The organism is Microbacterium sp. (assembly GCF_052102115.1).
Classification (GTDB): domain Bacteria; phylum Actinomycetota; class Actinomycetes; order Actinomycetales; family Microbacteriaceae; genus Microbacterium.
In genome coordinates this window covers 24291-45135 of the sequence record NZ_JBQDVP010000003.1, presented here as the reverse complement: position 1 = coordinate 45135, position 20845 = coordinate 24291, and the positions used below count along the sequence as shown (strand labels likewise).

The window sequence follows — 20845 nt, the reverse complement described above, 5'->3', positions numbered from 1 at the left end:
GAACGCCCCGCCCGCCTCATTCGTCGGTGCGGGTCAGACCTCGTCGACGTCGCGGCCGTGGAGCTGTGCTGCAGCTGCCGCGATCGCCTCTTCGTCGACGTCCCAGTCACCGGTAGCGAGGTAGACGACCTTCTTGGCGACGGCGACCGCATGGTCGGCGAAGCGCTCGTGGTAGCGGCTGGCGAGGGTGGCGTCGACGGTCGCGGTCGGCTCGCCCTTCCAGTTGTCGCTGAGAACCTTCTCGAACACGCGGGCGTGCAGCTCGTCGACCTCGTCGTCCGCGTTGCGGATGACGTCGGCCAGGCGCAGATCCTGCGTGCGCAGCAGTTCGGAGAGCGTGCGGGACACTTCGACGTCGCGCTCGCCCATCTTCGTGAAGGTGCCCTTCAGGCCCTTCGGGATGGCGCGCTCGGGGAAGCGGAGGCGTGCGAGCTGGGCGATGTGCTCGGCCATGTCGCCCATGCGCTCCAGCGATGCGCTCACCCGCAGTGCGAAGACGACGATGCGCAGGTCGCGCGCGACGGGCTGTTGGCGGGCGAGGACCTCGATAGCGAGTTCGTCGAGGCTGACGGCCAGCTCGTCGATCCGCACGTCGTCCGCGATGACCTCTTCGGCTATCGCGACGTCGCTGTTGGCGAAGGCGCGGGTCGCCTTGTCGATCGCGACCGTGACGAGATCGGTGATCTCGACGAGGCGGGACTGGATCTCCTCGAGGGACTGGTGGAAGACTTCGCGCATGAGAAGCGCAACCTTTCGTTCGGATCTCGGGCGGTTCCGACCGGCCGATGGAGGGCACAGCTGTGTTCGCGAGCCCTCAGTGATTGTCGTCGCCGAAGGTTAACGAATGGTGCCCGTTGTGTGAATACTACTTCGCCCCCGTGCGCGCTGGCGCGGAAACAGGCGGAAGGGGAGGTGAACGGGCTCTACGCTGGAGGCATGACTTCGGGCACTATCGCGCTCATCGCGCTCGCCGTCGGCCTGGTCATCGGCATCGGCCTATCGATGCTGCTCTTCTGGGCGTACCGTGCGCGTGAGAAGGTGACCGAGGCCGCGTCGGCGCGCGTCCCGACCGGAACCGCAGATGTCCTGGACAGCATGGACGATGCGGCATGCGTCGTCGATGCGTCGGGGCTTGTGCTGGCCATCTCGCATGCCGCGACGCGATTCGGCATCGACGTCGGTGCGACGCTCGACCATCAGGAGTTGCGCCAGCTCGTGCGCACCGTCCGATCGACGGGGGCATCGACGACCGAGACCATGCGTCTGACCCGATCGGGTGTCAGCCTGGACCCGCGCCTGGTGTCTGCCCGGGCGAGCGTCCTCGGCGGGCAGCTCACGCTTCTCATCATCCGCGACGTCACCGAGCAGGAGCGGCTCGACCAAGTGCGCCGCGATTTCGTGGCGAACACCAGCCATGAGCTGAAGACGCCGGTCGGCGCGGTGAGTCTGCTCGCCGAGGCCATCGAGTCCGCAGCCGACGACCCGGACCAGGTGCGGGTCTTCGCCTCACGCATCTCGGCGGAGGCGACGCGTCTCGCGCAGCTCACCGGTCGCATCATGAGCCTGTCGCGCCTGCAGGCATCCGACGGCATCGCCGATTTCGGGCCCGTCGCGATTGACGAGGTCATCACCTCGTCGATCGAAGCGCACGCCGTGCAGGCCGATTCCGCGGGTGTCGAGCTGATTCGCGGCGGCGATCGCGGCGTGTTCGTGCGCGGCGATGCGCAGATCCTCGTGGAGGCCATCGGCAACCTCGTTGCAAACGCGATCGTGTACTCGCCGCAGGGTTCGCGTGTGGGCGTGGGCATCAAGGCGGATGGCGGGACGGTGGAGATCGCGGTGTCCGATCAGGGCATCGGTATCACCGAGTCGGACCGGGAGCGCATCTTCGAGCGCTTCTACCGGGCCGATGAGGCGCGTTCCCGCCGCACCGGCGGTACGGGGCTGGGGCTGTCGATCGTCAAGCATGCGACGCAGCGCCACGGCGGAGAGGTGCGCGTCTGGTCCCGTCCCGAGCGCGGATCGACCTTCACGATGGTGCTGCCGCGCATCGAGGCCCCGGTGCCGGAGACCGATAAGAAGACCAAGAAGAAGCGCGCGCGGAAGGCGCTCAAGGCCGCCGCAACTGCGCGCGTCCGGAACGGAGAGAACGCATGACCCGCATCCTTCTCGTCGAGGACGAACCAGACCTCGCCGACCCGCTCGCCTATCTGCTTCGCCGAGAGGGCTACGAAGTCGAGATCGCCGAGGACGGGCCGGGGGCGCTGGCCTCCTTCCGAGAGCAGGGCGCCGACATCGTGCTGCTCGACCTGATGCTCCCCGGGATGCCGGGAACCGAGGTGTGCCGGCAGATCCGCTCGACCTCGGCGGTGCCGATCATCATGCTCACGGCCAAGGATTCCGAGGTCGACATCGTGGTGGGGCTCGAGCTCGGCGCGGACGACTACATCACCAAACCGTATTCGTCGCGCGAACTGCTCGCACGCATGCGGGCTGTGCTGCGTCGAGTGGTGCAGGCCGAGAGCGACCTGGACGAGCGCGTGCTCGAGGGTGGTCGCGTCACCCTCGACATCGACCGGCACACGGTGACGGTCGCCCGCGAAGAGATCAATATGCCGCTGAAGGAGTTCGAGCTGCTCGAGGTGCTCATGCGCAACTCGGGTCGCGTCCTCACCCGTGGTCAGCTCATCGACCGGGTCTGGGGCAGTGACTACTTCGGAGACACCAAGACGCTCGACGTGCACATCAAGCGCATCCGGTCGCGCATCGAGGAGAACCCCGGCGAGCCGGTCATGCTCGTGACCGTGCGTGGTCTCGGATACCGCTTCGAGGGCTGATCAGCAGTACTTCACGCAAGAGGCCGGCACCCAAACGGGAACCGGCCTCTTGCTGTGTCGCGATCGAACTGATCAGTTCCCTTCGAGGGAGATGACGTCAGTCTCTTGCGGGACGAGGTCCGCGTAGTACGGCAGCGTGCCGTCGAGCACAGGGACATCAGCTGTCGCACCGGTCGCAGCACCGGATTGGAAGTACATCTCCACCGTTGCTCCTGGCATGGTGTCGAGGTCGTCGATCCGCATCGGTTCGGCGTTCGCACCGAGGCTCACCGTGTCGCCGGCACCCACGCGGATGGTGATCGGGTCGAGGCCTTCGAGCTCGACGGTGAGCGTCTCGGATCTGTCGGTGTCATTGACGATCGCGGCGATGAGGTTACCGGTCGAGCCGTCTTCGGTAGCGATGATCATCGCGTTGCGGATGTCGAGGGGCCCGTCGGAATCGGGGATGTTCACGCCGTCGGAGGCGGAGTACTTGACCTCGGTGGACTGCGGTGTGATGAACGTGCATCCGGTCGCGCCGAGCAGAACGAGGGCGCTGAGGGCGGCAGACGCTACAAGGCGCGATTTCACGGATCCTCCTGGAGCTGTGGGATTTCCTGTCCATTCTATGGGTAACAGTCACCGTCCACGGGACGCTGCGGGGGCAAACCTTAGCGCATGTTGCCTGTGGTATTCTGGAGGTTGCCGAAAGGACACGATTTTATGCTTTTTGAGGTTGGCGAAACGGTCGTCTATCCGCACCACGGAGCCGCGACGATCATCGAGGTCAAGGATCGCGTCATCAAGGGTGAGACGAAGAAGTATCTGAAGCTCAACGTCACCCAGGGCGACTTGATCATCGAAGTGCCTGCAGAGAACGTCGACCTCGTCGGTGTCCGCGATGTCATCGGTCAGGAGGGGCTCGACAACGTGTTCGAGGTGCTGCGTGCGCCGTTCACCGAAGAGCCCACGAACTGGTCCCGCCGCTACAAGGCAAACCTTGAGAAGCTCGCCTCCGGCGATGTGATCAAGGTCAGCGAGGTCGTCCGCGACCTGTGGCGCCGCGATCAGGACCGCGGTCTCTCCGCGGGTGAGAAGCGGATGCTGGCGAAGGCTCGTCAGATCCTCATCTCCGAACTCGCGCTCGCCGAGAAGTGCGACGAGGAGAAGGCCGGCGCGCTGCTCGACGAGGTCCTCGCGTCCTAGTCTGAGAGTGTGACTCTCCTTCCTGTGCCGACGACGGCGATCATCGTCGTCGCGGCAGGCTCTGGAACGCGCCTGGGCGCGGCCGCACCGAAGGCGTTCGTCGGCATCGACGAACGTTCCGTGCTGCGTCATGCCCTCGACGGCGTCTTCGCCGCATCGCCGGCACAGGTGATCGTCGTCGCGCCTGCGGGGCACGAAGGGGACGCCGAAAGCGAGTTGCGCACGGCCGCCGGTGAACGCACCGACCTCGGTTGTGTCGTCGCCGGCGGCGACAACAGGCAGGATTCGGTCGCTGCGGGTCTGCGGGCTTTGTGGGGGGACATCACCACCGTGCTCGTCCACGACGCCGCCCGTGCCCTGACCCCACCGTCGCAGATCGACGCGGTCGCGGGCGCCGTGACCCCTGACGCCGGCGTGATCCCGGCGCTGCCGGTGGTAAACACGCTCAAGCGCGTCGCGGGCGGCGACATCGTCGAAGCGGTCGACAGGGCCGATCTCGTCGCCGCGCAGACCCCGCAGGGCTTTCCACGGCATCTGCTCGAGGCCGCGTATGCCACCGCACGCGACTCCGGCGTCGAGTACACCGACGACGCCGCGCTGTTCGCCGCGGCCGGTCACTCCGTGGCCCACATCCCGGGCTCCTCGCTGGCGTTCAAGATCACGGTGCCGGCCGACCTGCAGCGCGCCCGCCAGCTGATCTCGGCCGGGCAGCAGCCGACACCGGCGATACGCGTCGGGGTCGGAACCGACGCGCACGGGTACGGCGGCGTAGGGAATCTGTGGCTGGCCGGTATGGAATGGCCGGGGGAGCCGGCGCTGTCCGGACACTCCGACGGCGACGCCGTCGCCCACGCGATCGTCGACGCTCTGCTCGGTGCGTCGGGACTCGGTGACATCGGCGAGCACTTCGGAACATCGCACCCCGAGTACGCCGGAGCGCACGGCGACGTCTTCCTGATGCGCACACGCGAGATCCTCGCCGAGGCCGGATACACGATCGGGAACGTCTCGGTCCAGCTGCAGGCGAACCGTCCGCGCTTCAGCGCACGTCGGGCACAAGCGCAGGCGGCGCTGTCCGCAGCCCTCGGTGGAGCGCCGGTATCGATCACGGCCACCACCACCGATGGGCTCGGATTCATCGGCCGCGGCGAAGGGGTATCGGTCACCGCGGTCGCGCTGGTGGTGCCCCGTTCGCCGACCGGGCAAAGTACGCTGGAGCAGTGACTCTCCGCCTTTACGACACCCGCGCGCAGCAGCTGCGCGACTTCGTGCCTCTCGACCCCGAGAACATCACGATGTACGTGTGCGGAGCGACCGTTCAGTCCGGCCCGCACATCGGCCATGTTCGTGCGGCGCTGAGCTTCGACATCCTGCGCCGCTGGCTCGAGCACCGCTACGGGCGAGTGACGTTCGTGCGCAACGTCACCGACATCGACGACAAGGTGCTTTCGGGGGCGACGGATATCGAGCCGTGGTGGGCGCTGGCGTACCGGATGGAGCAGGAGTTCACCTCGGCGTATGCCGGTATCGGCATTCTTCCTCCCACGTACGAGCCGCGCGCGACGGCATCCATCCCGCAGATGCAGGAGCTGATCTCGCGCCTCATCGAGCGGGGCCATGCGTACCCCGCACCGGACGGATCGGGCGACGTCTACTTCGACGTGCGCTCCTGGCCGGACTACGGTGCGCTCACCCATCAGCAGCTCGACGCCATGGAAGCAACGGAGGACGCCGATCCGCGCGGTAAGCGCAATCCGCAGGACTTCGCTCTGTGGAAGGGTGCCAAACCGGACGAGCCGGCGGATGCTGTGTGGACCTCTCCCTGGGGAGCAGGGCGTCCCGGCTGGCACATCGAGTGCTCCGCGATGTCGAAGCGCTACCTGGGCTCGGAGTTCGACATCCACGGCGGCGGTCTCGACCTGCGGTTCCCGCACCACGAGAACGAACTCGCCCAGTCGACCGCGGCTGGCGACGGCTTCGCGCGCTACTGGGTGCACAACGGCCTCGTGACCGTCGACGGGCAGAAGATGTCCAAGTCGATCGGCAACTTCACCCTTGCCGCCGATGTGCTCGCCGCACACGACCCGCTCGTCGTGCGCTATGCGCTCGCCGCGGCGCACTACCGCTCGAGCCTCGACCTCACCGACTCGTCGTTCACGGAGGCCGAGGCCGCGCTCGGGCGCATCGAGACTTTCCGTCAGCGGGTGCTGCGGGCGGCGGATGCCGACCCTGCAGTGCGTATCCCTGGCGAGATCCCGGAGTCGTTCCGCACGGTGATGGACGACGATCTCGGTGTGCCGCAGGCGCTCGCGGTCGTGCACGACGCCGTGCGTGCGGGCAACTCCGCACTGGATGCCGGCGACACGTCCGCGGCGGTCGCCGCAGCCCGTTCGCTCGCGGCGATGCTCGACGTGCTCGGGCTGGACGGCCCGGTCGCGGCTGCCGCCGGGGGAGCCGAGGCATCCGCTCTCGATGCGCTCGTGCGCACGATGATCGACCAGCGCGCACAGGCGCGCGCCGACAAGGACTGGGCAGCGGCAGATCGCATCCGCGACGCGATCGCCGCCGCAGGAATCACGCTGGAGGATTCTCCGGCCGGAACTCATTGGAGTATTGATGGTTAAGCCAGGACGCCCGGGAGCGGGCAACAGCAAGAAGAAGGGGTCGATCAAGGGCTCCGGCGGCCTCGGTCGCAAGTCGCTCGAGGGCCGCGGCCCGACGCCGAAGGCCGAGGATCGGGCCTGGCATGTCGCCGGCAAGCGCAAGGCGGCGAACGAGCGCTACGCAGCAGCCGGCGGCAAGGGACGCGCCGGGGGCAGGCCGAACACGGGAGGCAACCAGAACAGGTCGTCGAAGCCCAAGGCGGGGGACGACACCGAGAACGTCACCGGCAGGAACTCGGTGCTGGAGGCGCTGCGGGCCAAGATCCCGGCGACGGCGTTCTACATCGCTCAGCGCGTCGAGATGGATGACCGCGTCAAGGAGATGCTGTCGATCGCGACGCACCGCGGCATCCCCGTTCTCGAGGTCACCCGCCAGGAACTCGACCGTATGGCCGGGTTCGACGGCGTGCACCAGGGGGTCGCTCTCAAGGTTCCGCCGTACGAGTACGCCCACCCGCAGGATCTGCTCGAGCAGGTGATCGATCGCGGCGAGGTTCCCCTGTTCATCGCGCTCGACGGCATCACCGATCCGCGTAACCTCGGTGCGATCATCCGCTCGACCGCCGCGTTCGGCGGGCACGGCATCATCCTGCCGCAGCGGCGTTCCGCGGGCGTGAACTCCGCCGCGTGGAAGACGAGCGCCGGGGCTGCCGCGCGCATCCCGGTCGCCATGGCGACGAACCTGACCACGCAGCTGAAGGAGTTCAAGAAGCAGGGCGTGTTCGTGATCGGTCTCGACGGCGGAGGCGACGTGTCGCTGCCCGCGCTCGAGCTCGCCGATCGGCCCGTCGTGGTCGTCGTGGGCTCCGAGGGCAAGGGGCTTTCACGCCTTGTTACCGAGAACTGCGACCAGATCGTCTCCATCCCCATCTCGGCGGCCACGGAGTCGCTCAACGCCGGCATCGCGGCATCCGTCGCGCTGTACCAGATCGCAACAGTGAGGAATCGAGCATGACCCGCATCGCCGTCATCGGAGGAACCGGATACGCCGGATCGAACATCGTCGCCGAAGCGGTATCGCGCGGTCACTCAGTGATCTCGATCGCCCGTTCGATCCCCGCCGAGCGCGTCGAGGGCGCCGTCTACCTCGAGGGCAACATCCTCGACGTGCCCAGCCTGCTCGAGCAGATCGACGAGGCGGATGTCGTCATCCAGGCGCTCTCGCCCCGCGGTGACATGGTCGGCAAGGTGCGGGCCGCGACAGCTGAGCTCGTCGCAGCCCTCCCGGAGCACGTGCGCGTCGGCGTCGTCGGCGGTGCCGGTGGCAGCCTGGTCGCACCCGGCGGCGCGCGTCTGATCGACACGGACTTCCCCGAGGAGATCAAAGACGAAGCCCGCGAGGCGATCGGCGTGCTGGAAGACCTGCAGGCCGACACGAGCGGCCGGGACTGGTTCTTCGTCCACCCCGCCGCCGGCTTCGGCGCGTGGGCACCGGGGGAGCGCACCGGCACGTACCGCGACGGTGGCACGGTGCTGGTCACCGATGACAAGGGCGAGTCCTTCATCTCAGGCCGAGACTTCGGTGTCGCCTTCGTCGACGAGATCGAGAACCCGAAGCACCACCGCGAGAACTTCACCGTCGGCTACTGACCCTGCGAGCCTGCATTCCGCGGACGAAACGCGACGGATTCCGAGGGGTTTCATCCGCGGAATGCAGTTTCACCGTCGGGTATTAGTCACACGAGGTCGCGCCAGTCGACCTCGTCGTCGCCGGCCGCCGGCATCGCGCCGGTCACCACGGGCACGCTCATCGTCTCGGTCGGCGGACCCATGATCGTCGCTTCGTCGCGGCGATGGCGCAGCACGTCGTTGATGTACGAGGTCAGAACCTCGGCGAGCGGGATCGACCTGCCGTGCGCCTGCGACAAATACCATCGGTGCTCGAGCACCTGGTGGAAGACCTCAGCGGGCTCGAGCTTGGCGCGCAGTTCGTAGGGGATCGCCCGGACGACGGGCTCGAAGACGCGCGTGAGCCACTCGTGCGCGAACATCTCCTCGTCGGCCCAATCCTTCGTCGACCGCGCCTGGAACTCATCGAGGTCGTTCAGCAGGCGCCGTGCCTGGTTCTCCTCGACATCGAGCCCGGTGAGGCGGATGAGACGCCGCTGATGGTGACCGGCATCCACGACCTTCGGCTGGATCTGCACGGTCGTGCCGTCGGTGGTGGTCGTCATCGACATCTCATCGATGTCGAAGCCGATGGCGTTCAGGCGCTCCACGCGCTCGGTGATGCGCCACGTCTCGTTCGCCGAGAAGGATTCCTCGGCCGTGAGTGCGGCCCACAGCGAGTGATACGACGACACGATGCCGTCGGCGATGGCCACGGCATCCACCCCGTGCTCGAGTCGGCCGCCGGCAGCGAGATCCATGATCTCGCCGGCGATGTTCGTGCGCGCCAGATCCAGGTCGTACAGGCGCTGACCGTCGGTGAGCCCCTCTTCGTGGAGTTCGCCGGTCTCGGCATCCACCAGGTACGCGGCGAAGGCGCCGGCGTCACGACGGAACAGCGTGTTCGAGAGGGAGACATCACCCCAGTAGAAGCCGACGTTGTGCAGCCGCACCAGCAGCAGCGCGAGCGCGTCGACGAGTCGTGTGGCGGTGTCAGGGCGCAGCACGCGGGTGAACAGCGCCCGGTAGGGCATCGAGAACCGCAGATGCGCCGTCACCAGCACGGCCGGCAGGGGCGTGCCCGCGGCACCCGCCCGCCCGGCGATGACGGCCACGCGATCCACGCACGGCACATCCAGGCGACCGAGGTTGCCGAGCATGTCGTACTCGCGCTGGGCCATCTCGGCCGTGGTCTCCTTGACGGCGACGACACGGCCGGACAGATCCGCGAAGCGTACGAGATGACGTGACAGTCCCTTGGGGAGCGAGACGATCCGCTCCGACGGCCACTTGGCCAGCGGTGTGGACCACGGCAGGGCCAGCAGCTCGGGATCGACCGTGCTGGCGGTGATGCGAAGCGCGTCCTGCATACTGCCTCCGAAAGACGACGCGGCGCGGGTGACCCGAAGGTCGACCCGCGCCGCGCATGGAGCGAATTACGTCGCCGAGACGACCGGCTTGTCGTTCAGACGCTCACCGGACTCGAGGTCGAAGGCGTGCACGTGCCCGGCTGTCGCGGCCAGGGTGACGGTCTCGCCTGCGTTCGGGTGGTTGCGGCCGTCGACGCGCGCGACGATGTCGGTGCGCTTGCCGTCGACGTCGGCGTGACCGTACAGGTAGCCGTCAGCGCCGAGCTCCTCGACGAGGTCGACCGTGATCGAGAGGCCCTTGCCATCGGTGGGGCCGACGGTGATGTCCTCGGGGCGCACGCCGATGGTGACCTGGCTGCCCGTCGCGCGGCCGACGGTGTCGCGGTCGAGCGGGACGACCTCGGTTCCGAACTGAACGCCGCCGTCGGCGAGGTCGGCGGGGAACAGGTTCATGGCGGGCGACCCGATGAAGCCGGCGACGAAGACGTTTTCCGGCTTCTCGTACAGGTCACGCGGCGTTCCGACCTGCTGCAGCAGACCGTCCTTGAGAACGGCGATGCGGTCGCCCATGGTGAGAGCCTCGGTCTGGTCGTGCGTGACGTAGACCGTGGTGACGCCCAGACGGCGCTGCAGGGAGGCGATCTGCGTACGGGTCTGCACGCGCAGCTTGGCATCGAGGTTCGACAGCGGCTCGTCCATGAGGAACACCTGCGGCTGGCGGACGATCGCGCGGCCCATGGCGACGCGCTGACGCTGACCACCCGAGAGCGCCTTCGGCTTGCGCGTGAGGTACTCCTCGAGGTCGAGCAGCTTGGCGGCTTCGAGCACGCGCGCGGCGCGCTCCTCCTTGTTGATGCCGGCGATCTTGAGCGCGAAGCCCATGTTCTCGGCAACAGTCATGTGCGGGTACAGCGCGTAGTTCTGGAAGACCATGGCGATGTCACGGTCCTTCGGCGGCACGTCGGTGACGTCGCGGTCGCCGATCATGATGCGCCCCTCATTGACCTCTTCGAGGCCGGCGAGCATGCGCAGAGAGGTCGACTTGCCGCAGCCGGACGGGCCGACCAGGACGAGGAATTCGCCGTCTGCGACCTCGAGGTTGAGCTTGTCTACGGCCGGACGGGTGCCGCCCGGGTACAGACGCGTTGCGGCGTCGAACGTGACAGTTGCCATTGTTTTCTCCTTCACCGGCAGGTACGTGCCGGACGATCCGTTGTGATGGAAGCGGTGGGGTGAGCCCCGCCGTGGCCCGCCATCGGGCCGATCTCAGTATCGCACGAACATGAGCACCTGGGTATTTCCCAGCCTGTCTGGATACCATCGGAGACGGCCCTGATCGATCAACAGCAGTGGATCGGCGGGCACCGGGGGAGCCCGTCCCCTGTCATGACTTTCAAGAGGAACGATGTCGAGCGACGAAACGCCGAACGTCCCCACCCCTCGCAATTCCCGTGAGGCGGTCCGGGAGAAGGCCCAGCAGGTGCACGCCAAACAGTCGCGTGCGCGCATCATGCGACGGATCATCGTCGGGGCGGTAGCCATCGTCGCCGTTGGCGCCATCGGCACCGCGGTCACGATGGCGGTCACCTCGAGCGTGTCGAAGCCGATGATGAAACCCCAGGGACTCGATGGCGACGGCATCGTGGTACACACCCTCTCGGACGCCGCGATCGAAGAGGTGCCCTCGACGCCGACGCCGGAGGAGACCACCTCCGGCGAAGAGACCGCCGAGCCCACGCCGGCGCCGACGGACTCTGCCGTGGATGTCCACATCTACGTCGACTACCTGTCGCCCGGTTCCGGCGAGTTCGAGGGGGCGAACACACGTCAGCTGGCCGGTTGGATCAACGAGGGTGCCGTCACGGTGACCTACCACCCCGTCGCCATGCTCACCGCGAGCTCCAACGGGACGAAGTACTCGCTCCGTGCTGCCGCTGCGGCCGCCTGCGTCGCGACCCACGCGCCGGATCAGTTCTACGCCTTCAACCATGAGCTGCTCGTCGATCAGCCCGATGTCGACAGCGGCGGGCGCACCGATGTCGAGCTCGCCGATCTCGCCGTGGCCGTCGGCGCTGAATCCCCGAAGGTCGTGCGCTCCTGCGTCGAAGATGAGGACTACGTCGCCTGGGCCAAGGAGGCCACGTCCCGGGCCCTCGCTGGCCCGCTGGAGGGGTCTGACGACCTCATGCTGTCCAGTGCCCCGATGATCGTGGTCAACGGCGAAGCGTACGTCGGGGCGCTCGATGACCCCGCGGAGTTCTCGCAGTTCGTGCTCAACGTCGCCAGTGACACCGAGCCGACGGCGACCCCGACGCCGACGCCGACCGAGACTCCGGCCTCATAGTTTCCGCCTCGCGCCTCCTGCTCGCTAAGCTGGACGGCGTTCGCCGACTTAGCTCAGCTGGTAGAGCACTTGTCTTGTAAACAAGATGTCACGGGTTCGAATCCCGTAGTCGGCTCCATTGTCGCCCCGCGCCCGCTCAGCCGGCGCTCTTCGGCCTCCGCCCGCGGCGTGGACGGCTGTGCCACGCCGCGATCGCCTCCGGTGTCAGATCATCGCGATCCCACAGGTATCCGGACACGTTGCCGATCGGATCGATGAACGCATCACTCGCGGTGGAAGCCTCGCCGGCATCGCGTCGGCGCATCGTCTGTCGCAGGGAGACGGGGGTGACGCCCAGGAGCTCGGCGACCTCATCGATCGTCGCGTAGCGCGCGGCGAAGCGTGCTTCTGCGGTGGCATCGCGCAGTGCGCGCGGACGGGACTTCTCGTCCTCGGACCCCATGATCGCTCCTGACGGTTCGGTGGTCCCACGATAGCGGAGCAGTCCGCCGCTAGCATGGGCGCCATGGACGATGCCGTCACCCGTCTCGACGTGCCGGGAACTTACAACTTCCGCGAGGTCGCGCCGGGCGCGCTGACACCGGGTCTGCTGTACCGGTCGGATGCGCTGCACCGTCTGAATCGTGCCGGACGGCGTCGCATCCGCGAGCTCGGAATCGGCGAGGTGATCGATCTGCGCTCGGTGTTCGACCGCCGCGTCGGCGGACGCGACCGGCTGCGCGGCACCGGCGCGGTGCGCCTCAGCATCCCGATCGATGGTGCGCCCCGCCGTCGGACCGACCTCTCCGGCATCACCCTTTCCGACGTGTACCGGATCATCCTCAGCCGTCATCAGCAGGTGCTCGGACGCGTCATCCGCGAGATCGCCGCGGCCGATGGCCCGGTGCTCGTGCACTGCACGGCGGGCAAGGATCGCACTGGGCTGGTCGTCGCCCTGACGCTGTCTGCTCTGGAGATCGACCGCGACATCATCCTCGCCGACTATGCCGCGACCGCCGCCAATCTGGCAGGCGAGTGGACGCAGCGGATGGTCGGTAAGGCGCGAAGGTTCCGCGTGCACCTCACCGATGACCTGCTCGTCATCCTCGGATCGTCGCCTCCGGAGGTGCTCGCCGGCGCTCTCGACGGGATCGATCGCGAGTACGGCGGCTTCGGCGAATACCTGACCGGCGCGGGAGTGGATGCCGCGGTGCGCGCTGCACTGCGCAAGAAGCTGCTCGGCTGATCAGCCTCCAGTCGCCGAACCCGGAACGGCGACGTCGCCGCGCCCGGCACCCCGGCGCCGCAGCACCAGTGGAGCGACGACGCCGTGCAGCAGGATGCTGCCCATCACCGTCACGACCATGACCGACAGCACGATCGTGCCCTCATGGTCTGGCAGGGCGTTGTACGCGAGAAGCCCGAAGACGATCGAGGCGGTGCCGCGCGGGCCGAGGGCACCGATGAGGACGCGATCCTTCCGCAGCACGCTGCTGCCCATCAGAGACACGTACACCGGCAGCATCCGGATCAGCGTGAGCGCGAGCAGTGCCAGGAGCACGACACCCCAGTCGATGCCCGACGCGAATACGAGCAGGACCGCGCCGCCGAGCATGAACCACACGAAGTTCGCCGCGAGGACGCCCACCTCATCGACCAGCAGCAGCTCGCTGTGGTCGATTCCCGACTCTTCAGAGGATCGAACGCGCGTCAGCCGGTACCCGACGCCGGCGACGAACGCGGCCACGAATCCGTTCGCGGTGAACACCGGCAGATTCGCGATGCCGTAGGCGATGAGGGGGAGCAGTACCATCACGTACCGAGCCCCGACCGCGCTGGCGATATCTTTCCCGCGCGCGATGCGCACGGCGAAACCGATCGTGCAGCCGAGCAGCAGGCCGATCGCGATCGCGAGCAGCGTCGCTGGCACAGCGCCGAGGAATGCTGCGAGGAACTGCTCGAGCGGCTTCTCGATCGCCGAATCCGTCAGCTCATCATCGGGTGTGTGCGAGATCGTCGACCAGAACACCGCGAGTGCCAGGGACATCCCGAACACGGGGGAGATGAGGCCGTCGTTGTAGCCGCTTTCGATGTTGAGGATCTGGCGCGTCCGCGTCGAGATGCCCCGGCCGCGCAGCAGGCGCGTGGCGGGCGCAAAGTCAGTGGGCATGATGACGCACGCGATGACGGCAATGACGAGCAGACCGGTGCTCGGCAGCAGAAACGCTCCGCTGACGAGGGCCAGCATGAGAGACAGGGGTAGGGCGATGAGGACCAGGCGCGCGATCACCTTGCCCTCTTTGCCGAAGACACCGCCCTTGACTTCGGTCGCATCGACGAACAGCAGGATGGCCAGGATGATCTCGACCGACTTCTCGGCGAGCCCGGAATCGATGATCTCGCCGAATTCTTCGACATCCCACGCGACGGTGGCTGCGCCGAGCAGGAGGAGCGCTGCGGGGCCCGCAACGCCCCAGCGCTCGAACCGGTGGGCGATCAGCGACCACACCAGGATCGCCGCGAGGCTGATCAGCACCAGGGAGGACATGGCGCAAGACTATCGATCGCTCAACCGGCTCGTCAGGGACGGGACGATGCCGGTGCCGTACTGATGCGTGCTGCCAATTCGGCCGATGCGATCAGCGCCTCGTCGATGAGCTCACGATCCGGATCGGCGGTGAGCCAGTCGTGGCTCAGGGAGGCGGGGATCAGCACCGGCATCCGGTCATGGACGTCGGCGAGGTGCTCGGGCGCCGGAGCCATCACGACCGAGTAGCACGTCACCCACTCGCCTTCGGGGGTGCGACCGCGCTGAGTCACCGCTGCCATGCCGAACAGCGCCCCGGCGCCAAGCGTGAACTCGTGCCACACCCGTTCGGGCTTGCGCATCTCGTACCAGCCCGTGGTCGGGATGATCGCCCGCGTGCGCAGTTTCGCCGGGCGGTCCTGCAGTCGTTCGGAGCGGGTGTTGATCGAGGGGAACTTCGCCGGCTGACCGTCGACGAGGAACCCCCACCAGGCGGGCTCGAGCGTCACCTGGCCGTTGGCGGGCACGACCAGCGGGTTGAGATTGCGCAGGTTCTTGCCGGTGGGCCGCAGCGTTTCGCCGTCGTTCTGCTGAGCCCAGACGCGCAGTCCTTCGAGGACGTCGGCGTCGGCTTCGGCCAGCAGCTCGGCGTCGGTGAATCTCGGATCGAGTCCGTAGCTTGCGCACATGCCGCCAGAGTACCGCCGGGCACCGACAACGGCGCCGGCACCGGCAAGGCGGACTGCCTCGGGATAGGGTTCTGTGGTGCCCGAGACCCGCCGACTTCCCGTTCCCCTCGCCCTCGGCGGAGCGGTCGCGATCGGGGCGATGACGGCGATCCAGGCCCGGGTGAACGGCGTGCTCGGCGTGCGCATCGACGACGGCATCGTCGCGGGACTCGTCTCATTCGCCGTGGGGCTCGGCATCCTCGTCGTGGTCACCATCGTGGTGCCGTCGGCACGCGCGAGCGCCGGCCGCCTCTGGCGCGGGGTGCGTGGCCGGCGGATCCCCATTTGGATGCTGCTGGGCGGCACCTGCGGCGCGCTCACGGTCTCCACGCAAGGGCTCACCGCCGGACTCCTCGGCGTCTCGCTGTTCACCGTCGGCGTCGTCGCCGGGCAGACTGTGAACGGGCTCCTGCTGGACCGCTTGGGCGTCGGACCCGCCGGAGTCGTCGCGGTGACGCCAGGACGCGTACTCGGCGGGGTGTTCGCCCTCGCCGCGGTGGTGATCTCGCTCAGCGGAGGCGTCTCGGACCAGGCGCCGTGGTGGCTGCTCGTACTGCCGTTCGCAGCCGGCGTCGGCATCGCGTGGCAGTCGGCAGCCAACGGGCGCCTCGCCCAGCGCGTGCAGTCGCCGATGACCGCGACCCTGATGAGCTTCATCGCCGGGACGACCGTGCTGCTTGTCGCGGCGGCGATCAGCATCGCCGTCAGCGGGATGCCGGAGGCGCTGCCGACGGAGCCCTGGCTGTACCTCGGGGGAGTGCTCGGCTTCGCCTACATTCTGCTCGGCGCGACGATCGTCGCGCACACCGGTGTGCTGCTGATGGGACTCGGCGCCGTGCTCGGCCAATTGCTGACCTCGATCATCATCGATCTGCTGTGGCCGGCAACCGCCGGCCCTGCCCTGTGGCAGCTGCTCGCCATGATCGCCGTGGCCATGGCATCGGTGGCCGTCGCGCTGCCCTGGCGGCGGCGCTGAGCGCTAACGCTTCTTCGACGGCATCCGGGTCAGCAGCGCCTCGGCATCCACCGTCTTGCGGCGCCCCGGGCGCTTCTGGGCAGGCTTGCCGCCCACGTACAGCCAGCCGAGCAGCTCTTCGTTCCGCTTCAGACCGTGCGCCTTGGCGACGGCCTTCGACCGGGTGGCTCCGCCGGTGCGCCAGATGACGCCCCAGCCGGCCTCGTCGAGCAGCAGGCTCAGGGTGTGCGCGACGCCGGAGGCGACCGCCTCCTGCTCCCAGCGCGGCACCTTCGAGCTCTTGCGGAAGCTCGCCACCGCCGCGATCAGCAGCGACGCACGCAGCGGCTTGGACGAGGGATGCTTGTCGCCCTCTGCCTTCGCGATGGCCTTCCCCAGGCGCTGTCGATCTTCGCCGCGGAGCTCGATGAGTCGCCATGGGCGCAACGATGAGTGATCGGCGACGCGTCCGGCGGCGGCGACGAGCGGCAGCAGCTCTTCGCGGGTCGGCGCCTCGTCGGTGACCTTGGACCACGACCTCCGCGCGAGCGCGGCGTCGTAGGCGCTCACGCCCCTGGGGCTTCGGGGGTGAAATTCAGCGAGAGCGAGTTCATGCAGTACCGGTCGCCGGTGGGGGTGCCGAAGCCATCAGGGAATACATGGCCGAGGTGCGAGCCGCAGTTCGCGCAGCGGACCTCGGTGCGCTGCATGCCGAGTGTGTTGTCTTCGATCAGCTCGACGGCGTCGGGACGGATCGACTCGTAGAAGCTCGGCCAGCCGCAGCCCGAATCGAACTTCGTGCCGCTCTGGAACAGCTCGGTGCCGCACGCGCCGCAGGTGTACAGCCCGGCACGCGCCTCGTCGAGAAGTTCCCCGGTCCAGGCCCGCTCGGTCGCGGCCTCGCGCAGCACGGCGTACTGCTCATCGCCGAGCTCTTCGCGCCACTCGGCGTCTGTCTTCTTCACGCTGTAGTCCATCAGGCCTCCTGGGCGGTGTCGTGCGACGTCTTCTTCCATTGTCCACCGTGCGCAGGGCGTCGGGGTCATCGTGACGAGAGGCGACAATGAGGTATGACCGATGCCCTGCGCGAGCGTTATGAGCGGTTCGCCCGAGATGAGGCGCCGGGGCGCTCAGCGCTGTACCAGGACTGGGCGGGCGGTGCCGCCAGCGATCCGGACGTCCGACGCGTTCTCGCGCGCATCCCCGAGACGCACCGGCAGCCGCCGCTGGTTTTCGCCGTCACACGGATGCTGGGCGTGCCGCTGACCGGATACGCGAACTGGCGGCGTTTCGTGCTGGACAACGCGGATGCGGTCGTCGAGGAGTGCGCTGCGCGCAGCATCCAGACCAACGAGCCGCTGCGTCTGGCCCCGCTCCTACCCGTGCTCAGCGAGATCGACGGGCCGATCGCGCTGCTCGAGCTCGGGGCATCTGCCGGTCTCTGCCTCTATCCCGACCGGTACTCCTACCGATACGTCGATGCGGACGGGATGCTGCGAGCTGCGCTGGACCCCGTGGACGGACCGTCGCCGGTGGCGCTCACCAGTCGGGTGCGCGGCCGGATGCCAGATCTGCGGATGCCCGAGATCGTCTGGCGGGCGGGCATCGACCTCGCTCCGCTGGATGCCCGCGACCGGTCGGACCGGGCCTGGCTGCGCACGCTGGTGTGGCCCGGCGAGACCGGGCGGGAGGAGCTGATCACCGCGGCGCTGGACGTCGTCGCCGCCGATCCGCCGCTGATGGTGCGCGGCGATGCCGTCCTCGAAGTCGCAGCCGTTGCGGCATCCGCTCCGTCGGACGCGACGCTGGTGATCTCGACGCCCGGCGTGCTCGCTCACATTCCGCGCGTCGAGCGACAGACGCTGATCGAACGCGTGGGCAGCCTGCCGGCACGTTGGCTCACGATCGACGCGCCGCAGTTGCACGATGCGTGGCATCCGCCGGTGGATGCCGATTCCTGGCCGGGGTTCGTCGTGGCACTGGACGGCGATGTGCGCGCCGCCGCCGATCCATTGGGCAGCTGGTGGGAGTGGCGCGCCGCCGCTCGGCCCGAGCACGCCTAATCTGGACGCATGCTCGGAGACCTCACCGATCGCGATCGCGCGATCCTCGCCCTGGAGACGGCCTGGCCGCGCCACGGCGGAGCCAAGGAAGAGGCCATCCGCAGCACCCTCGGAATGAGCCCCGCACGGTATTACCAGCTGCTGGCACGGCTGATCGACACCGAGCAGGCGCTCGAGCACGATCCGCTGCTCGTGAGACGCTTGCGGCGACTGCGTGAGCGCCGCGTCGATCAGCGCGTTGCGCGGATGCGCGGGTTCGCCGGGTAACATCGACGCGTGTCCCAGCCCGTCAAAGACCGATTCGACGACGTCCCCCGTACCTCCGGGCGGGTGGGAGCGCATCGCGCCGAAGCCCCGGGGATGAACGGCTGGGTCGTTCTGCTGTGGTCGTTCGTCGCGGCGCTCGTGCTGATCGTCGTCGGCATCTTTGTCGCCCTGGTGATGATGGGGCGGATCACACTGTTCCCCGCCGCGGATGATACGACCGCGCCGACCCCGGAGCCCACGGGAGTCGTCGACACCTCGTATTCGGTGCTGATCCTCAACGCCACTCCGGAAGAAGGGCTCGATGACCAGCTGCGCGAGACGCTGATCAACGCGCAGTGGCCCGATGACCTGATCAGTTACGGCCCCGCCGGTCAGCAGGACTTCGCTGAGACAACCGTCTACTACGTCGCAGAGGCCGATGAGCTCGCCGCGATCGGGATGGCCGACCTCATCGGCGGGGCGCATGTCGAGCAGAGCGATTTCTATGCGAATCCGAACGATCCCGAGCAGAAGCAGCTCGTCGTCGTCATCGGTCTCGACGACGCGAGCACGCAGCCGGAGCCCGAAGAGACTCCCGCGGAATAGACCTCGCCCGGTGGCTTGCACTCGAGGGGGTCGAGTGCCAGAATGGGCATTAGCACTCTCGTACTGTGAGTGCTAATCAGAACGTCTACGTCCAGGAGGGACGACAAAACTCATGGCAAAGATCATCGCTTTCGATGAGGAGGCTCGCCGCAGCCTCGAGCGCGGCCTGAACATCCTCGCCGACGCCGTCAAGGTGACCCTCGGCCCGCGCGGTCGCAACGTCGTGCTCGAGAAGAAGTGGGGCGCCCCCACGATCACGAACGACGGTGTTTCGATCGCCAAGGAGATCGAGCTGGACGACCCGTACGAGAAGATCGGCGCGGAGCTCGTCAAGGAGGTCGCCAAGAAGACCGACGACGTCGCCGGTGACGGAACCACCACCGCGACCGTCCTCGCTCAGGCGCTCGTCCGCGAGGGCCTGCGCAACGTCGCAGCCGGTGCAGACCCGATCTCGCTCAAGCGCGGCATCGAGAAGGCTGTCACGGCCATCACCGACGAGCTGCTCGCCAGCGCCAAGGACATCGACTCCAAGGAGCAGATCGCGGCCACCGCATCGATCTCCGCCGCTGACACCGAGATCGGCGAGCTCATCGCCGAGGCCATCGACAAGGTCGGCAAGGAAGGCGTCGTCACCGTCGAGGAGTCGCAGACCTTCGGCACCGAGCTCGAGCTCACCGAGGGCATGCGCTTCGACAAGGGCTACCTGAACCCGTACTTCGTCACGGATGCAGACCGTCAGGAGGCCGTGTTCGAGGAACCCTACATCCTCATCGCGAACTCGAAGATCTCGAACATCAAGGATCTTCTCCCGGTCGTCGACAAGGTGATCCAGGACGGCAAGGAGCTCGTCATCATCGCCGAGGACGTCGAGGGCGAAGCGCTCGCGACCCTGGTGCTGAACAAGATCCGCGGCATCTTCAAGTCGGCTGCCGTCAAGGCCCCCGGCTTCGGCGACCGTCGCAAGGCGCAGCTGCAGGACATCGCGATCCTCACCGGTGGTCAGGTCATCACCGAAGAGGTCGGTCTCAAGCTCGAGAACACCACGCTCGACCTTCTGGGCCGTGCCCGCAAGGTCATCATCACCAAGGATGAGACGACCATCGTCGAAGGTGCCGGCGAGGGCGAGCAGATCGAGGGTCGCGTGACCCAGATCCGCCGCGAGATCGAGAACACCGACAGCGACTACGACCGCGAGAAGCTCCAGGAGCGTCTGGCCAAGCTCGCCGGCGGCGTCGCCGTCATCAAGGCGGGGGCAGCGACCGAGGTCGAGCTCAAGGAGCGAAAGCACCGCATCGAGGACGCCGTCCGCAACGCGAAGGCAGCCGTCGAGGAGGGCATCGTCGCCGGTGGTGGCGTCGCGCTCATCCAGTCCGGCAAGACGGCGCTCGACGCTCTCGTGCTCGAGGGCGACGAGGCAACGGGCGCGAACATCGTCCGCGTCGCCATCGAAGCTCCGCTGAAGCAGATCGCCCTCAACGCCGGCCTGGAGCCGGGTGTGGTCGCTGCCAAGGTCTCCGAGCTCCCGGGCGGACAGGGCCTGAACGCTGCGACCGGCGAGTACGTCGACATGTTCGGCGCTGGCATTATCGACCCGGCAAAGGTGACGCGCTCCGCGCTGCAGAACGCCGGCTCGATCGCGGGTCTCTTCCTCACCACTGAGGCCGTCGTCGCCGACAAGCCCGAGAAGAACCCGGCTCCGGCCGGCGACCCCACGGGTGGCATGGACTTCTGAGT

23 protein-coding genes and 1 tRNA gene are annotated in these 20845 nt (G+C 67.7%); 15 read left to right on the top strand and 9 right to left on the bottom strand.

The genetic code is table 11. The annotated features are described in order from the left end of the window. Positions 1 to 33: 33 nt before the first annotated feature. Positions 34 to 738 carry a phosphate signaling complex protein PhoU gene (phoU, locus tag ACTICP_RS01875; protein WP_441888948.1) on the bottom strand — a complete coding sequence of 235 codons (705 nt, stop codon included), beginning with the start codon at positions 736 to 738 and terminating at the stop codon, positions 34 to 36. Positions 739 to 936: 198 nt separating this feature from the next. Between phoU and ACTICP_RS01870 the strand changes: the two genes are divergently transcribed. Beyond that, positions 937 to 2157, top strand: a complete 1221-nt coding sequence (locus ACTICP_RS01870; RefSeq protein WP_441888946.1) for a sensor histidine kinase — start codon at positions 937 to 939, stop codon at positions 2155 to 2157. Beyond that, a complete protein-coding gene (locus ACTICP_RS01865; protein WP_441888944.1) occupies positions 2154 to 2837 on the top strand; it encodes a response regulator in 684 nt (227 codons plus the stop codon). Before ACTICP_RS01870 ends, ACTICP_RS01865 begins: the two co-directional genes overlap by 4 nt. A gap of 72 nt (positions 2838 to 2909) precedes the next feature. Here the strand turns inward: ACTICP_RS01865 and ACTICP_RS01860 are convergent, their stop codons facing one another. Beyond that, positions 2910 to 3407 (bottom strand): DNA modification methylase, encoded by a 498-nt coding sequence (locus ACTICP_RS01860; RefSeq protein ID WP_441888942.1) that lies wholly within the window; start codon positions 3405 to 3407, stop codon positions 2910 to 2912. 132 nt (positions 3408 to 3539) lie between these two features. Between ACTICP_RS01860 and ACTICP_RS01855 the strand changes: the two genes are divergently transcribed. Genes ACTICP_RS01855 through ACTICP_RS01835 form a run of 5 tightly spaced genes read left to right on the top strand, consistent with a single transcriptional unit; the run spans position 3540 to position 8275 of the window. After that, positions 3540 to 4022 carry a CarD family transcriptional regulator gene (locus ACTICP_RS01855; protein ID WP_441888940.1) on the top strand — a complete coding sequence of 161 codons (483 nt, stop codon included), beginning with the start codon at positions 3540 to 3542 and terminating at the stop codon, positions 4020 to 4022. Between the two features lie 9 nt (positions 4023 to 4031). Continuing rightward, entirely contained in the window at positions 4032 to 5246 is a 1215-nt protein-coding gene (gene ispD / locus ACTICP_RS01850) for a 2-C-methyl-D-erythritol 4-phosphate cytidylyltransferase (RefSeq protein WP_441888938.1), read from the top strand. Next, a complete protein-coding gene (cysS, locus tag ACTICP_RS01845) occupies positions 5243 to 6646 on the top strand; it encodes a cysteine--tRNA ligase (protein ID WP_441888936.1) in 1404 nt (467 codons plus the stop codon). Before ispD ends, cysS begins: the two co-directional genes overlap by 4 nt. After that, positions 6639 to 7640, top strand: coding sequence for a 23S rRNA (guanosine(2251)-2'-O)-methyltransferase RlmB (gene rlmB, locus ACTICP_RS01840; protein ID WP_441888934.1), 1002 nt, complete (start codon positions 6639 to 6641; stop codon positions 7638 to 7640). The genes cysS and rlmB overlap by 8 nt, the downstream gene beginning before the upstream one ends. Next, positions 7637 to 8275: an NAD(P)-dependent oxidoreductase gene (locus ACTICP_RS01835; protein WP_441888932.1), complete on the top strand. Its 639-nt coding sequence runs from the start codon at positions 7637 to 7639 to the stop codon at positions 8273 to 8275. Before rlmB ends, ACTICP_RS01835 begins: the two co-directional genes overlap by 4 nt. Positions 8276 to 8361: 86 nt before the next feature. On the opposite strand, the gene ACTICP_RS01830 is transcribed toward ACTICP_RS01835, so the two are convergent. Together ACTICP_RS01830 and ACTICP_RS01825 are read right to left on the bottom strand one after the other, a co-directional pair. Then, complete coding sequence (locus ACTICP_RS01830; protein WP_441888930.1) at positions 8362 to 9663, bottom strand: DUF4032 domain-containing protein; 1302 nt, start codon at positions 9661 to 9663, stop codon at positions 8362 to 8364. 66 nt (positions 9664 to 9729) lie between these two features. Beyond that, complete coding sequence (locus ACTICP_RS01825; RefSeq protein ID WP_441888928.1) at positions 9730 to 10836, bottom strand: ABC transporter ATP-binding protein; 1107 nt, start codon at positions 10834 to 10836, stop codon at positions 9730 to 9732. Between the two features lie 232 nt (positions 10837 to 11068). Between ACTICP_RS01825 and ACTICP_RS01820 the strand changes: the two genes are divergently transcribed. Both ACTICP_RS01820 and ACTICP_RS01815 read left to right on the top strand, forming a co-directional pair. After that, positions 11069 to 12007: a DsbA family protein gene (locus tag ACTICP_RS01820; RefSeq protein WP_441888926.1), complete on the top strand. Its 939-nt coding sequence runs from the start codon at positions 11069 to 11071 to the stop codon at positions 12005 to 12007. Between the two features lie 42 nt (positions 12008 to 12049). Further along, positions 12050 to 12125 (top strand) — tRNA-Thr (locus ACTICP_RS01815). A gap of 18 nt (positions 12126 to 12143) precedes the next feature. On the opposite strand, the gene ACTICP_RS01810 is transcribed toward ACTICP_RS01815, so the two are convergent. After that, positions 12144 to 12449, bottom strand: coding sequence for a hypothetical protein (locus ACTICP_RS01810; RefSeq protein WP_441888924.1), 306 nt, complete (start codon positions 12447 to 12449; stop codon positions 12144 to 12146). A 63-nt stretch (positions 12450 to 12512) separates the two neighbouring features. Between ACTICP_RS01810 and ACTICP_RS01805 the strand changes: the two genes are divergently transcribed. Continuing rightward, entirely contained in the window at positions 12513 to 13232 is a 720-nt protein-coding gene (locus ACTICP_RS01805; RefSeq protein WP_441888922.1) for a tyrosine-protein phosphatase, read from the top strand. Here the strand turns inward: ACTICP_RS01805 and ACTICP_RS01800 are convergent, their stop codons facing one another. Continuing rightward, entirely contained in the window at positions 13233 to 14534 is a 1302-nt protein-coding gene (locus ACTICP_RS01800; protein ID WP_441888920.1) for a cation:proton antiporter, read from the bottom strand. Between the two features lie 32 nt (positions 14535 to 14566). Beyond that, the gene (locus ACTICP_RS01795) at positions 14567 to 15202 is read right to left on the bottom strand and encodes an SOS response-associated peptidase family protein (protein WP_441888918.1); all 636 of its coding nucleotides are present in this window, start codon (positions 15200 to 15202) and stop codon (positions 14567 to 14569) included. Between the two features lie 76 nt (positions 15203 to 15278). Here ACTICP_RS01795 and ACTICP_RS01790 point away from each other — a divergent pair, with 76 nt between their 5' ends. Beyond that, positions 15279 to 16217: a DMT family transporter gene (locus ACTICP_RS01790; RefSeq protein WP_441888916.1), complete on the top strand. Its 939-nt coding sequence runs from the start codon at positions 15279 to 15281 to the stop codon at positions 16215 to 16217. Between the two features lie 3 nt (positions 16218 to 16220). Here ACTICP_RS01790 and ACTICP_RS01785 read toward each other — a convergent pair whose 3' ends face one another. Both ACTICP_RS01785 and msrB read right to left on the bottom strand, forming a co-directional pair. Next, entirely contained in the window at positions 16221 to 16766 is a 546-nt protein-coding gene (locus ACTICP_RS01785; RefSeq protein WP_441888914.1) for a nitroreductase family protein, read from the bottom strand. Further along, a complete protein-coding gene (gene msrB / locus ACTICP_RS01780) occupies positions 16763 to 17173 on the bottom strand; it encodes a peptide-methionine (R)-S-oxide reductase MsrB (RefSeq protein ID WP_441888912.1) in 411 nt (136 codons plus the stop codon). The genes ACTICP_RS01785 and msrB overlap by 4 nt, the downstream gene beginning before the upstream one ends. A gap of 93 nt (positions 17174 to 17266) precedes the next feature. On the opposite strand from msrB, the gene ACTICP_RS01775 reads away from it, so the two are divergent. The 4 genes from ACTICP_RS01775 (at position 17267) to groL (ending at position 20843) form a co-directional block, all read left to right on the top strand. Continuing rightward, entirely contained in the window at positions 17267 to 18259 is a 993-nt protein-coding gene (locus ACTICP_RS01775) for a DUF2332 family protein (RefSeq protein ID WP_441888910.1), read from the top strand. 9 nt (positions 18260 to 18268) lie between these two features. Next, entirely contained in the window at positions 18269 to 18526 is a 258-nt protein-coding gene (locus tag ACTICP_RS01770; protein ID WP_441888908.1) for a DUF3263 domain-containing protein, read from the top strand. Positions 18527 to 18535: 9 nt separating this feature from the next. Continuing rightward, positions 18536 to 19111 (top strand): LytR C-terminal domain-containing protein, encoded by a 576-nt coding sequence (locus tag ACTICP_RS01765; protein ID WP_441888906.1) that lies wholly within the window; start codon positions 18536 to 18538, stop codon positions 19109 to 19111. 112 nt (positions 19112 to 19223) lie between these two features. Continuing rightward, positions 19224 to 20843, top strand: a complete 1620-nt coding sequence (groL, locus tag ACTICP_RS01760) for a chaperonin GroEL (protein WP_441888904.1) — start codon at positions 19224 to 19226, stop codon at positions 20841 to 20843. Positions 20844 to 20845 lie beyond the last annotated feature (2 nt).